Source organism: Kitasatospora sp. A2-31 (assembly GCF_022288725.1).
In the GTDB taxonomy this organism is placed as follows: domain Bacteria; phylum Actinomycetota; class Actinomycetes; order Streptomycetales; family Streptomycetaceae; genus Kitasatospora.
The window spans coordinates 1-13,274 of sequence record NZ_JAKNTA010000041.1; the positions used below are offsets into that span (position 1 = coordinate 1).

Annotated in this window: 14 protein-coding genes; 9 read left to right on the forward strand and 5 right to left on the reverse strand. The window is 74.5% G+C overall.

Annotated features, from left to right (window positions below; translation table 11 throughout):
* Window positions 1–183, forward strand: a 183-nt coding sequence (locus MCM47_RS38225; RefSeq protein WP_238951580.1) for an Hsp20/alpha crystallin family protein, incomplete at its 5' end; no start/stop codon positions are given.
* 105 nt (window positions 184–288) lie between these two features.
* Here the strand turns inward: MCM47_RS38225 and MCM47_RS38230 are convergent.
* Complete coding sequence (locus tag MCM47_RS38230; RefSeq protein WP_374209237.1) at window positions 289–540, reverse strand: ArsR/SmtB family transcription factor; 252 nt, start codon at window positions 538–540, stop codon at window positions 289–291.
* Between the two features lie 238 nt (window positions 541–778).
* Here MCM47_RS38230 and MCM47_RS38235 point away from each other — a divergent pair, with 238 nt between their 5' ends.
* Window positions 779–1,732 carry an NmrA/HSCARG family protein gene (locus tag MCM47_RS38235; protein ID WP_238865042.1) on the forward strand — a complete coding sequence of 318 codons (954 nt, stop codon included), beginning with the start codon at window positions 779–781 and terminating at the stop codon, window positions 1,730–1,732.
* A gap of 138 nt (window positions 1,733–1,870) precedes the next feature.
* Here the strand turns inward: MCM47_RS38235 and MCM47_RS38240 are convergent, their stop codons facing one another.
* Window positions 1,871–2,530 carry a hypothetical protein gene (locus tag MCM47_RS38240; protein WP_238865044.1) on the reverse strand — a complete coding sequence of 220 codons (660 nt, stop codon included), beginning with the start codon at window positions 2,528–2,530 and terminating at the stop codon, window positions 1,871–1,873.
* Between the two features lie 95 nt (window positions 2,531–2,625).
* A complete protein-coding gene (locus MCM47_RS38245; protein WP_238865046.1) occupies window positions 2,626–3,915 on the reverse strand; it encodes an MFS transporter in 1,290 nt (429 codons plus the stop codon).
* A gap of 145 nt (window positions 3,916–4,060) precedes the next feature.
* Between MCM47_RS38245 and MCM47_RS38250 the strand changes: the two genes are divergently transcribed.
* The 4 genes from MCM47_RS38250 to MCM47_RS38265 all read left to right on the forward strand — a co-directional run bounded on the left by MCM47_RS38250 (window position 4,061) and on the right by MCM47_RS38265 (window position 7,347).
* The gene (locus MCM47_RS38250; protein WP_238865049.1) at window positions 4,061–4,567 is read left to right on the forward strand and encodes a MarR family winged helix-turn-helix transcriptional regulator; all 507 of its coding nucleotides are present in this window, start codon (window positions 4,061–4,063) and stop codon (window positions 4,565–4,567) included.
* 273 nt (window positions 4,568–4,840) lie between these two features.
* Window positions 4,841–5,518 carry a DedA family protein gene (locus MCM47_RS38255; RefSeq protein WP_238865051.1) on the forward strand — a complete coding sequence of 226 codons (678 nt, stop codon included), beginning with the start codon at window positions 4,841–4,843 and terminating at the stop codon, window positions 5,516–5,518.
* A 139-nt stretch (window positions 5,519–5,657) separates the two neighbouring features.
* On the forward strand, window positions 5,658–6,326 hold the full coding sequence (locus MCM47_RS38260; RefSeq protein ID WP_238865052.1) for an O-methyltransferase: 669 nt from the start codon (window positions 5,658–5,660) through the stop codon (window positions 6,324–6,326).
* Between the two features lie 121 nt (window positions 6,327–6,447).
* On the forward strand, window positions 6,448–7,347 hold the full coding sequence (locus tag MCM47_RS38265; protein ID WP_238865054.1) for a Gfo/Idh/MocA family protein: 900 nt from the start codon (window positions 6,448–6,450) through the stop codon (window positions 7,345–7,347).
* Window positions 7,348–7,411: 64 nt separating this feature from the next.
* Here the strand turns inward: MCM47_RS38265 and MCM47_RS38270 are convergent, their stop codons facing one another.
* Entirely contained in the window at window positions 7,412–8,509 is a 1,098-nt protein-coding gene (locus MCM47_RS38270; RefSeq protein WP_238865057.1) for a hypothetical protein, read from the reverse strand.
* Window positions 8,510–8,606: 97 nt separating this feature from the next.
* On the opposite strand from MCM47_RS38270, the gene MCM47_RS38275 reads away from it, so the two are divergent.
* The 3 genes from MCM47_RS38275 to MCM47_RS38285 all read left to right on the forward strand — a co-directional run bounded on the left by MCM47_RS38275 (window position 8,607) and on the right by MCM47_RS38285 (window position 12,459).
* Entirely contained in the window at window positions 8,607–9,635 is a 1,029-nt protein-coding gene (locus tag MCM47_RS38275; RefSeq protein WP_238865060.1) for a phosphotransferase family protein, read from the forward strand.
* Between the two features lie 4 nt (window positions 9,636–9,639).
* Window positions 9,640–10,869, forward strand: coding sequence for an acyl-CoA dehydrogenase family protein (locus MCM47_RS38280; RefSeq protein WP_238865062.1), 1,230 nt, complete (start codon window positions 9,640–9,642; stop codon window positions 10,867–10,869).
* Between the two features lie 198 nt (window positions 10,870–11,067).
* A complete protein-coding gene (locus tag MCM47_RS38285) occupies window positions 11,068–12,459 on the forward strand; it encodes an esterase (RefSeq protein ID WP_238865064.1) in 1,392 nt (463 codons plus the stop codon).
* Window positions 12,460–12,633: 174 nt separating this feature from the next.
* Here the strand turns inward: MCM47_RS38285 and MCM47_RS38290 are convergent.
* A partial coding sequence (locus MCM47_RS38290) for a zinc-binding dehydrogenase (protein WP_238951581.1) occupies window positions 12,634–13,274 on the reverse strand: 641 nt, incomplete at its 5' end.

Below are 13,274 nucleotides of genomic sequence, written 5' to 3' on the forward strand. Positions count from 1 at the left end.
CTCGTCTCCGAGCGCCCGGTCGGCACCTTCACGCGTCAGCTGTCCCTCGGGGAGGCGCTCGATGCGGACAACATCGAGGCGACCTACGACGCAGGTGTGCTGAAGCTGCGGATCCCCGTGGCCGACCAGGCGAAGCCGCGCAAGATCGAGATCAACGAGGGTCGCAGGGCACTGCAGTCCTGACGCCTTCGAGCATGCCGAACGGGCCGGGCGCACGTCGAGTCCGTGCTGCCGGAGCCGGCCCGTTCGGCCGGCCTCCCGGCCCTCCCGCGACGTCGCCCCGACGCGTCACGGTGTGCCGCGGAGCACCTCCGCGAGCCGGGCCATCACGTCCTCGTCGCGCTTGTAGTGGATCCACTTGCCGATGCGCGTGGACTGCACGAGGCCCGCCCGCTCCAGGGTCGCCATGTACGACGAGACCGTCGACTGCGCCAGCCCCGACTTGGCCTGCAGGTGGCTGACGCAGACCCCGACCTCGTCCCGATCGGCGATCGGCTCCCACTGGGAGAACTCGCCGTGCGGGTCCCGCAGCCAGTTCATGATCTGCCACCGCGCGGGGTTCGCCAGGGCCTTCAGGGCTTCGACCGCGTCCAGGGGGTGGTCGCCCCCCGGGCGCGTTGCGTGTGACGTCGCCACGGCCTCCTCCTCGCATCCACGCACCATCGTATCTCGATGTGACGTACTGACCCCTCCGGGTCGGGTTTACGAATTGACGAATCGAAATGTGTCGATATGATCTCCCTGATCATTCACCGGACCCCCGGAGAGGGAGTGCAGGATGGCCGACGAAGGCAAGCCGTTGATCGTCGTCGCGGGTGCGACCAGCAAGCAGGGCAGGAGTGTCGCCACGTCCCTGCTCGAGAGCGGGAGGTTCCGGGTGCGGGCCCTGACCCGAGCCGCCGGCTCCGCCCAGGCCGGGAAGCTCGCGAGGATGGGCGCACAGATCGTCACGGTCCCCCCGGAGCCCGGCCGTCATGGCGAGTTCGTCGAGGCGTTCCGATCGGCCGACGGGGCCTTCCTCATGACGCCGCCCGTCGCGCCGCCGTCCACCGCCGAGTTCGCCCTCGGGTGCCGGCTCGCCGATGCCGCGGTCGAGGCCGGCGTCGGACACCTCGTCTTCAGCACGCTCGAAAACGTCCGGGAGAGGTCGTCGGGTGCCAAGTACGCCCCGCACTTCACCGACAAGGCGCTCATCGCCGACCACATCCGGACCCTGCCGGTCGCGCACACCTTCGTCATGCTCTCGTTCTTCTACACCAATGCCCTGGAGTACTACGCCCCCCGCATCGACGGCGACACCGTGCTGATGCCCTTCTACCTCCCCGAAGACTTCCGTGCCCCTTTCGTGGACCCGCTCACCGCGACCGGGCCGGCCGTCCTCGAGGTGTTCTCCGATCCGGCCTCCTACGTCGGTGCCTCCCTCCCGGTCGTCGGCGACACCGTCTCCCCGGGGGAGATGGTCGAGGCGTTCTCCCGCGTCACCGGGCTCAAGGCCGAGTACCGCGACGCCTGCTCCAGGAACGGCCTGCTGACCTACTTCCCCGAGCTGGGGGAGAACCCGCTGCTGGTCGACGAGATCCTCGGCATGGCCGAGTACGCCGTGGAGTTCGGATACTTCCGACACGACCGCGACACCGAGTGGAGCAGGCGCATCGATCCGGACGCGCTGAGCTGGGAGCAGTTCCTCCGCAGGACCGACTGGCGGGGCGAGCGGGTCTCCTTCGGCCGTTAGAGGCCCTGGTCGCGGGCCGCGTCGACCCCCCGCCGGGGGCGACCGTCCTGCTGGACGCCGTCCCCGGTGGTCCGGCCGGTCCGATTGGTGCCCTGCCCTGCTGCGGCGGGCGCGGCAGGCGCTCGGCGCCGGTCGGCGTCAGCGCACGGCCACCGTGGTCGTGACGCGGACCAGGCAGGGGGTGCGGGGCGTGGAGCCGAAGCCGAACCGCACGGGTGTGACCGGTGCGAGCGGGCCGAGCTCCCGGTCCTCGAGGACGGCGGTGGCAGTGGTGAGCAGGTGGAGGACGCGGACGCCGTACCACTCCCGCCGCCCCCGTCCGGCCGTGCCGCGGGTGCGCACGCCCAGCAGGAGCCGGGCTAGCGGGTCGGTCACGGCGGTCCACGCCGGACGGGCGGCGATCGGAGCGGGGACGGCCCGGAGCAGGTGTCCGAGGGCGTTCCGCCGTCCGACGGTGAAGTGGAGGTCGAGCGGGCCCGCCGCGACCCGCCAGTCCACCGGCCCCGGATCCACCCGGACAGGTGCGATCAGCACCCGGTCGAAGGCGTACGTCCCGGCGACGAAGCCGGCGGTCGACTCGGTGGGGGCCAGCAGGAGCCGGTCCCCGTCCGCGCGCTCGACCATGACGTCGGTGAACGGCCCGAGCGGCGACGCCGGCCAGTGGCCCACCACCAGACGGGTGCCGGAGGCCGTCCCGAGCCCGGCGATCCAGCCGTCGAACCGCAGGCGGGCGGGCCGCCGAGGGCCACGTGCGGGCGCGGTGGGCGCTCCGCCGCGTCCATCGCGTAGCGGGTCCATCGTTCCTCCTCCGCGGGCTTCACCAGCCTAGCCACGGCTGCCTCGGCGCGGCCCGGTCCCGGGAGCCCGGGCGGGGGCCGTACCGGGGCGGCCGGTCAGCCGCCCAGCGTGATCAGGGCGGCGATCGCCGGACCGAACGCGCCGCCCAGCTGGTAGCAGAGGTTGAACAGGCCGATCGCCGTGGGCCGCTGGTCGGCCGACGTGGCCTGGGCGGCGGCGACCGCCAGCGTCGCCTGGCCCGCACTCGTCGCGAGGACGGCCAGGGCCGCGACCGGCAGGAGCAGTGGAGCCCAGGGGGTCAGCGCCGCGGTGAGCGGCGCCAGCGCGCCGGCCGTGAGCACGATCGCCAGGACCCGCCGGCGGCCCATCCGGGCCGCGGCCGCGGCCAGCGCCATGGCGAGCGCCGATCCGGTGAGGAGGGCGACCAGCTGGCCGGTGCCGATGGTGGAGGTGGACCAGCCGGTCCGGTCGCGCAGCCACTGCGGGACGGCGAAGAGCAGCGTGAAGTACGAGGTCGACACGGTGCAGGCGAGCAGGGCGGAGAGGACGAACGTCCGGGTGCGCAGCAGCGACAGCGGGACGAAGCCCGTGGGATTGGAGCGGACGTGGAGCACCAGCAGTGCTGCCGCCACCAGCGAGGCCGCGATCGCCGGGAGCGGGTAGCGCGGGACGAGCACCAGGGCGGTGGCCGGCAGGATCAGCAGCGCGGCGCCGCGGCCGTCGAAGGGGGTGGTCCGTGGCGGCGCGGACCGGTCGGCGCGGCGCATGACGGCCGGCACGGCCAGGAGGGCGACGGCCCCCACCGCGAGGGACAACCGCCAGGAGGTCGCCCCGGCGACGGCCGAGCCGAGCAGCGGACCCACCGCCCCCAGCGTCCCGAAGCCCGCGGTGATCACGCCCATCCGGCGGACCGAGCCCGCCAGGCTCATCGCCGCCGTGACCAGGCCGGCGCCACCCACTGCCTGGGCCGCCCGCCCGGCCATCGCGAGCGGCAGCCAGGGCGCCGCGGCGACGACCGCGGTGCCGGCCACGATCAGGGCGGTGCCCAGCCGCAGCGTGCCGCCCAGGCCGCGGCGTCGCAGCAGGCTCGCCATCAGCGGGGTGCCGACGGCCATGGCCCAGGCGTAGACGGTGACGAGCCAGGTCGCGGTGGTCGTGCGGACGCCGAGCGAGTCGGCCATCTCGGGAAGGATCAGGACCGGGCTGTTGGCGCTCGCGGCGACCGGGGTGGCCAGCAGCGCCAACCACGCGACCGGTACCGGGCGGCGCGCAGCGGTCCCCGTGCCGGCCGGCCGGGGCGCGGCGGTGCGGGTGCCGTTCTGGTCCCGCCGGGCTTCGTGTCGGCTCTCGTTCTGGTGGTGGGCGCGCAGGGTCGGCGCGGACATCGGATGCCCCCCTCGTTCAGGACCGTCAATCTCAACGCTGAGATAACAACATCTGGCTCTCTTAGAGTCAAGTATCTCGAAACTAAGAGAATCGATCCTGATAGAGTTCCCCTTGGGAGAGTCGGGATCGAGAGGAGTGACGGCGATGAGCGACGCCGTGGACGCGATCATCGGGCAGTGGGCCAAGGAGCGCCCCGAAGCCCTGGAGGCTCTCTGGCCGGTCGAGCTCTTCGGGCGCGTCCAGCGCCTCGCCCTGGTGGTCGAGCGGTCGGTCAAGGCCACCGCGGCCGCGCACGGCCTGGACGTCGGCGAGTTCGACCTGCTCGTCACCCTGCAGCGCTCCGGGCCGCCCTACGCCCTGACGGCCGGGACGTTCCTCAAGGCGTCCATGGTCTCCTCAGGGACGATCACCAACCGCGTCGACCGGATGGAGGGCAAGGGCCTGGTGGAGCGCGTACGGGACGGGGAGGACCGGCGCACGGTCAAGATCCGGCTCACCGAACGCGGGCACGAGGTCACCCGGGCCGCCTTCGCCGACCATCTGGCGAACTACGCGAAGCTCCTGGCCGATGTCGACCGCGACCTGGTCGAGGAGTCCGGCGACGCCCTGCGCCGCGTCCTGGAGGCCCTCGGCGACACCAGCATCACCTGACGGCCGACCGGCGCGCGGTGCCCGAGCGACGCGGCTCCCGCCTCCCGCGGGCCGGCTCGGCGACGCCGAGCGCTGCCGTGCGTTCGGCGGAACCACCAGAACGCGGCGTACGTCGTAATCGGGGGTGATCGGCCGGGGGGACAGGCCGCCTCGGCACGTTAGGCTGCACTTTCGGGGAGCGGCCTGTGCCGCCATGATCGACGTCGAGACCGCCGGCCGCGCACCGCACGCGTACCGCCGCCGCGGCTCGTCCTGCCACGGAGGTAACTGGCCTTGCACATCGACGCCTGGATCGAGAGCGTACCGCCGAACGCGGTGTACGCCCTGGTCGCGCTGATCATCGGGCTGGAGTCCCTGGGCATCCCGCTGCCCGGCGAGATCGCGCTGGTGTCGGCGGCCCTGCTGTCCGCCAAGGGCGTGGTGAGCCCCGTCTGGGTGGCGGGCTGCGCGATCGCTGGCGCGATCATCGGTGACTCGATCGGCTACTCGATCGGCCGCAAGGGCGGCAAGCAGCTGTTCGAGAAGCTCGGACGGAAGTTCCCCAAGCACTTCGGACCGGACCACCTGGCCAGCGCCGAGCGCTCGTTCCAGAAGTGGGGCATGTGGGCGGTCTTCTTCGGCCGCTTCATCGCCCTGCTGCGCATCTTCGCCGGCCCGCTCGCCGGCGCGCTGAAGATGCCGTACTGGAAGTTCCTCATCGCCAACGTGCTCGGGGGCGTGGTCTGGGCCGGCGGCACCACGCTGCTGGTGTACCAGGTGGGCAAGGTGGCCGAGCAGTGGCTGTCGCGCTTCTCCTGGGTGGGCCTGTTGCTGGCCGTGCTGATCGGCGCGCTCTCGGCCTGGATCATGAAGCGCAGGGCCGCCAGGACCGCGAAGCAGCGCGAGGCCGAGGACGCGGCCGCCGCCACCGCAGCCGCCGAGCCGACGGCCGCCGCACCCGCCGTGGACTGAACCGTCCGCAGCGGACGGGTGCGGACGCGCCGCAGCGCCGCACGTCGTCGGGCTTGTCGCTCCAGCGGAGCGGCCACACCGCCGGGGTAGCATCGGGCTACCCCGGCGGTGGCACGTGAAGCAGCAGGTGGAGGGCCCGATGACGCAGCAGACGTGGGACGCGGTGGACGCGTACTTCACCGATCGGCTGATCGGCCACGATCCGGAGCTGGAGGCCGCGGCGGCCGCTGCCGACCGGGCCGGGCTGCCGCACATCGCCGTCGCGCCCAACCAGGGCAAGCTGCTCCACCTGCTGGCCCTCACCCAGGGGGCCCGCCGGATCCTGGAGGTCGGCACGCTCGGCGGCTACAGCGCGATCTGGCTGGCCCGGGCGCTGCCCGCCGACGGCCGGCTGATCACGCTGGAGATCGACCCCCGCCACGCCGAGGTCGCCCGGGGCAACCTCGCCCGGGCCGGGCTGGACGGCGTCGCCGAGGTCCGGACCGGCCCGGCCGCGGACACCTTGGCCGAGCTGGTGGCGGGCGGCGTCGAGCCGTTCGACCTGGTCTTCATCGACGCGGACAAGCAGAGCAACCCGGAGTACTTCGCCCGGGCGCTGGAGCTGACCCGCCCCGGCTCGCTGATCGTCGTGGACAACGTCGTCCGCGGCGGCGCCGTCGCCGACGCCGCGAGCACCGACCCGGCGGTCACCGCCACCCGGCGCCTGCACGACCTGATCGCCGCCGAGCCGCGGGTCTCCGCGACCTCGGTGCAGACGGTGGGCGCCAAGGGCTACGACGGCTTCACCCTGGCCCGCGTGCGGAGCTGAGCCGCACCGCGGAGCCGCACCGCGCAGCGGAGCGGCCCGCGCACCGGACGCCGCGGAACCGGCCGGAGCGCCATGAACGGGACCGGCGGACCGGCCCACCGACGAGAGAGCGGAGGACAGCATGCGGATCGGACTGCTGGGCACCGGCCCCTGGGCGGAGCGGGTGCACGCACCCGTCCTGGCGGAGCACCCCGCCTACGAGTTCGCGGGTGTCTGGGGCCGCCGGCCCGAGGCGGCCGCCGCGCTCGGTGCGGCGCACGGCGTGCCCGGGTACGCCGACCTCGACCGGCTGCTCGCCGAGGTGGACGCCGTCTCCATCGCCCTCCCGCCGACCGTCCAGGCGGATCTCGCGGTGCGGGCCGCCGAGGCCGGCTGCCACCTGCTGCTGGACAAGCCGGTCGCGCTGACCGTCCCGGACGCCCGACGCGTGGTCGGGGCGATCGGTGCCGGCGGCCTCGCCTCGGTGGTCTTCTTCACCGTCCGCTTCGGCGGCGAGCAGATCCCGTGGATCGAGAAGCAGGCCGCGGTTGGCGGCTGGTTCACCGGCCGCTCCGACTGGCTCGGCTCGGTCTTCGCCCCCGACAGCACCAGCCCGTACGCGGCGTCGCCCTGGCGCCGCGAGAAGGGCGCGCTCTGGGACGTCGGCCCGCACGCGCTCTCCGTCCTGCTGCCGGTGCTCGGCGACGCGGTGCAGGTCACCGCTGTGGCAGGCCCGCTGGACACCGTCCACCTGGTCCTGCGGCACACCGGCGGGGCGTCCAGCACCCTCGCGCTCAGCCTGACCGCGCCGCTGGCCGGAGGCGGCACCGGCATGGAACTGCGCGGCGAGGCCGGCGTCGTCCACCTTCCCGAGCGCGGCGAGGGCCCGGTCGCCGCCCTCCACCGTGCCCTCGACGCCCTGGCCGACTCCGCCCGCACCGGCGTCCCGCACCCCTGCGACGCCGCCTTCGGCCTCCGCGTGGTCGAGATCCTGGCCGCTGCCGAGCACTCCCTCACCACGGGCACCACGGTCGACGTCTGAGCCCCCCGCCGGCGGCCGGACCCCGGCGCTGCCGCGGGCCGGGAGCGGAGCGGCCGACGCCGGATCAGGCCGGGCCCGGCGGGGTGGGGCGGCGGTCGGCGGGGCGGGCCGGGGGGATGGGAGGGGCGTGGAAGTCGCGGGGCCCGGTCCACAGGGCGGGGACGGCGTCGCTGCGGCGGGCCAGCTCGTAGGCCAGCGCCTCGTAGTTGACGCGCCAGCCGTGGAAGTGCGGCCAGGCGTCGGCGGTGGCGCGCTCGCGGGGGAAGCCGGCTGCGGTGATCATGGCGACGGCGGCGTCGAACTCGGTGTAGGTGAGCCGGATCGGGGTGTCGGGGGAGGGGTCCGGGTCGAAGTCCACGCGCAGCGAACGGGCGATGTCGCGCAGCGCGGTGAACCCGGCGCGCAGGACCAGGCGGGCCTCGGGCGGTGCGGAGCGCGGGTTGACGGCCAGGTGGATGGCGGCGGCGTCCATCACCGCGGTCAGGCCGACCACCCAGCTGCGGTTCGGCTGCGGGGAGCGGAAGGAGAGCAGCACGGGGTAGTTGGAGTGGCTCTCGCCGATGTCCGCGGCCAGCCGCTCCCAGTCGCGGTAGAGCTGGGGCAGCGCCGTCTCGGTGTCGACCAGCGACTGGCGGGCCAGCAGCTCCGGGCCCCAGGCGGGCTCGCCCGCCCGCGACTGGAGGAGCGTCACCTCGACCTCCCGGCGGTTGTAGGCGCCGTAGAGGGTGGGCAGGTAGGAGATCTGCAGGGCGATCACCAGCGGGCCGCTGGCGGCGGCCATGAAGTCGATCACGGAGAGGTGCAGGCGGTCGCCGCTGGCGAAGCCGAGCGTGAAGAGGCTGGATCCCGCCTCACGGAAGGAGACCGCCCAGTCCAGCTGCGAGGTGCCGTGCAGCAGCAGCGTGTAGGCGATCAGCATGGTCCCCAGCCAGACCCCCAGCATGCCGAGCAGGACCAGCGGGGCGAGCCAGGTCTGTACCCGGTCCTGCGTGTGGTAGCCGCCGAACGGCTGCGCGAGCAGCCGCAGCAGTGCCCGCAGGGCGCGCCAGAGCCGGTGCACCAGGGCGGAGTAGAGCCCGCGCGGGACCACCAGGGTCCGCAGGATGCTGGCGACGGTCAGGACCAGGAGCAGCGCACCGGCCAGCGTGTGGATCAACCTCATGGAGGACATTCTGGCGGTCCGGCGGCATTGACACGGTACGGCCCACCGCTGAATGCTAAGCAAGCGCTTAGTCAGTCCGAGGTGAGGAGAGCGATCCGTGCCAGAGAACCCCGTCGACCCGCCCGGCCTCGACCTCGCCCGCGTCCGCGCCCACCTGGACCGCGAGCTGCCCGGCACGGTGCAGGGCCCGCTGGGCGCCGAGCTGATCGAGGGCGGGCGCTCCAACCTCACGTACGTGCTCACCGACGGCACCGACCGCTGGGTGCTGCGCCGTCCGCCGCTCGGTCACGTGCTCGCCACCGCCCACGACATGGGCCGCGAGCACCGGGTGATGACCGCGCTCGGCGGCACCGGCGTGCCGGTCCCCGGCACCCTCCTGCTCGACCCGGGCACGGACACGCTCGGCGCGCCCTGGTACCTGATGGAGTTCGTCCCCGGAACCGCCCACCGGGACGCCGCCACCCTCGCCGGCCTCGGCGCCGCGCGCGTCCACGCGATCGGCGAGCGGCTGGTCGACACCCTCGCCGCCCTGCACCGGATCGACCCGGCGGCCGTCGGGCTCGCCGACTTCGGCCGCCCGGACGGCTACCTGGAGCGCCAGCTGCGCCGCTGGTCCACCCAGCTGGCCGCCTCCCGCAGCCGCGAGCTGCCCGGCGTCGACCGGCTGCACGGCCTGCTCGCCGCCCGGCTGCCGGAGTCCCCCGCACCCGCCCTGGTCCACGGCGACTACCGGCTGGACAACGTGCTCGTCGACGAGCACGACGCCGTCGCCGCCGTCCTCGACTGGGAGATGTCCACCCTCGGGGACCCGCTCACCGACGTCGGCCTGCTGGTGATGTACACCGAGCTGGCCGGGGTCGGCGGCGGCATCATCCCTTCCGCCGCCACCGCCCCGGGCTTCCCCTCGGCCGGCGAGCTGGTCGCCCGGTACGCCGGGCTCACCGGCCGCGACGCCGCCGACCTCGACTGGTACGTCGCCTTCGCCTCCTTCAAGCTCGCCGTCGTCGCCGAGGGCATCCACTACCGGTTCCAGCAGGGCGGCACCCTCGGCGCGGGCTTCGAACGGGCCGGCGAGATCGCGCCCGTCCTCGCCGAGCACGGCCTGACCACCCTCAAGGAGCGCTGACCCGATGGACTTCGCCCACGACGCCCGCACGCTCGAACTGCGCGAACGGCTGCTGGCCTTCATGGACGCGCACGTGTACCCGGCCGAACCCGTTCTGGAGGCACAGCTCGCCGACCCGGCCCGCACCGCCTGGGCCGTGCCGCCGATCGTCGCCGAACTGCAGGCCGAGGCCCGCAAGCAGGGCCTGTGGAACCTCTTCCTGACCGATCGGCACGGTCCGCCCGGTGGGCCGGGCGCCGGGCTGACCAACCTTCAGTACGCCCCGCTCGCCGAGATCACCGGCCGCAGCCCGCAGCTCGCGCCGCCCGCCCTCAACTGCGCCGCGCCCGACACCGGCAACATGGAACTGCTCGCCCAGTTCGGCTCCGCCGAGCAGAAGCGGCAGTGGCTCGCGCCGCTCCTCGACGCCGAGATCCGCTCCGCCTTCGCGATGACCGAGCCGGAGGTCGCCTCCTCCGACGCCACCAACATCGAGACCCGGATCGAGCGCGACGGCGACGACTACGTGATCACCGGCCGCAAGTGGTACATCACCGGCGCGATGAACCCGCAGTGCCGGATCCTCATCGTGATGGGCAAGACCGACCCCGGCGCCGACCCGCACCGGCAGCAGAGCATGGTGCTCGTCCCGCGCGACACCCCCGGGGTCACCGTCCGGCGCGGGATGAAGGTCTTCGGTTACGACGACTCCGACCACGGCGGCCACGCCGAGATCCACTTCGACGGCGTCCGCGTCCCGGCGGCGAACCTGATCGGGGAGGAGGGCGCCGGTTTCGCGATCGCCCAGGCCCGGCTCGGCCCGGGCCGGATCCACCACTGCATGCGGGCCATCGGCATGGCCGAGCGGGCCGTCGAGCTGATGTGCCGGCGGACCCTGGACCGGGTCGCCTTCGGCCGGCCGCTCGCGGAGCAGGGCGTGGTGCAGGACTGGATCGCCGAGTCCCGCGTCCGGATCGAGCAGCTGAGGCTGCTGGTGCTCAAGACCGCCTGGCTGATGGACACCGTCGGCAACCGCGGCGCGCACACCGAGATCCAGGCCATCAAGATCGCCACCCCGAGTACCGTCGAGTGGATCCTCGACAAGGCCGTCCAGGCCCACGGCGCGGCCGGCGTCGGTCAGGACACCCCGCTCGCCCAGCTCTGGGCCGGCAACCGCACGCTGCGCCTGGCCGACGGTCCCGACGAGGTGCACAAGCGCTCGCTCGCCCGGCGCGAGCTGAAGCGCCACCGCTGACCGGCCGTCGACGCGCCGCCGGCCCCGCCCCCAGGGGCGAGCCCGGAACGCGACGCTCCCGCGAACGGGTGTCACCTCAGGGTGGATCCGGGAGAGTCGGTCCCGAGGTATGACGTCCACGCACCACCCCGGCCCGTACTGTCGCGGTACGGGCCGGCCGGTCGGCGGCGGGCGGGGACGAACGGGGAGCGGGCGACCATGCACGAGCGGGGGCAGGAGCAGTACCGGGGCGACGACCGGGCACAGGAGCAAGGACAGCCGGGGGAAGGCGCGGCGGCACGTACCCGGGCACCCGGTCGGTCCGCGGCCCGGCGCCGCAGCCGGGCGGCGCGGACCGGGATCGCCGCGGTGCTGGCGGCGACGGCGCTGCTGGGCACGGCCGCCGTACCGGCGACGGCGACGGCCCCGGCCCCGGCCTGGACGCAGCGGCAGGCCCGCGCCTGGCTGCCCGAGCCCACCGGGCCCCACCCGGTCGGCACCACCACGCTGCACCTCACCGACACCGGGCGGCAGGACCCGTGGAAGCCGGACCGGGCCCGCGAGCTGATGATCAGCCTCTGGTACCCGACCGCGCGCCCCGCCAGCGGCGACGACCGCGCCCCCTACATGGACCCGCGCGCGGCCGAGCACTTCGGCAGCGCGGACGGCGCCGCCGTCTTCAACTACCGCACCGAGCCCGGCCGGACGGCCTGGCAGGGGATCCGCACCCACGCCCGCCAGGACGCGCCCGCGCTGCCCGGCCGCGGCCCCCGCCCGGTGGTGCTCTACTCGGCCGGCCTCGGCGACCCGCGCACCTGGGGCACCGGCCTGGTCGAGGACCTCGCCTCCCGCGGCTACGTGGTGGTCACCGTGGACCACACCTACGACGCGTCCGAGGTGGTCTTCCCGGACGGCACCCGCGCCGACTCCGTCCTCCCCGGCATGGCCGGCCCGGGCCTGGACGTCGGCGCCCTGCTGCGCAAGGTCATGCGGACCCGGGTCGACGACACCCGCTTCGTCCTGGACGAGCTGGCCGCGCTGCGCACCGACGGGCGGCTGCCGGCCGGCCTCGGGGCCTCGCTCGACCTGGGCCGGATCGGCATGGTCGGCCATTCGGCCGGCGGGTTCACCGCCGTGCAGACCATGCACGACGACCCGCGGATCGCGGCCGGGATCGACATGGACGGCCAACTGCACTTCCCGGGACCGGACGGCACCGGCGTCCATCCGGCCAGCGTCGCCGAGGACGGCCTGGACCGACCGTTCCTGCTGATGGGCACCGGGAGCGAGGACTCCGGTGACTACCACCACCAGCCCGGCTGGGATGCGCTCTGGCAGCACAGCAACGGGTGGAAGGCGGACGTCACGCTCACCGGCTCCCGGCACGGCTCGTACACCGACGCGCAGTCGCTGCTGCCGCAGGTCGCCCGGCAGGGCGCCGTGTCGGGGGAGGCGCTGCGCTCCGACGTCGGGGACGTCCGGCCGGAGCGCGCCGTGGCGGCGACCCGCGCGTACGTCGCGTCGTTCTTCGACCGCTGGCTGCGCGGCCGCGACGACCACCTCCTGGACGGGCCCTCGCCGCGCTTCCCGGAGATGGAGTTCGCGCGCTAGTCCCGGCCCGCCGTCCCCGCGGGCCGGTGAGCCCGCGGGGACGGCGGCGCGGCCACGACGACGGCATGGCCGGGACGGCTGACCAGCCTGCGAGGACGGCGGCACGGCCGGGACGGCGGCGGGCGCCACCAGCGCGTGGCACCCGCCGCCGGCCGGTGGGCAGCTGAGCCGGGCTCAGCTGCCCAGGACCACCACCCGGCCGGTGGTGAGACCGTCCGCGACCTGCTGGACGGCGTCCGCCGCCCCGGTCAGCGGGAGGCGGGCGGTCACCAGCGGGCGGACCACGCCGGCCGCGGCCAGCTCGGTGAGCTGTTCGTGCGCGGCCCGGACCGCCTGCGGGTCGTGGGTCCCGTACAGGCCCCAGTGCAGCCCCAGCAGGCTGTAGTTCTTCACCAGGGCGTGGTTGAGCGGCGGCGCCGGGATCCCCCCGCTCGCGAACCCGACGACCACGATGCGGCCCTCGAACGCGACGCACTTGGTGGAGCCGGTGAACGCGGCGCCGCCGACCGGGTCGAAGACCACGTCGGCGCCCCGCCCGCCGGTCGCCTCCTTGACCGCGGCGACGAAGTCCCCGGCGCTCCGGTCCACCACCAGGTCGGCGCCGAGCTCCTTGGCGACCGCGGCCTTGGCGGGGCCGCCGACCACGGCGATCACCCGCGCGCCGGCCGCGCGGCCGAGCTGGACCGCCGCGCTGCCGACCCCGCCGGCCGCCGCGTGCACCAGCAGCGTCTCGCCCGGCCGCAGCGCGGCCCGCCGGTGCAGCGCGAACCAGGCCGTCTGGTGGCCGATGTGCAGCGCGGCCGCCTCGGCGTCGT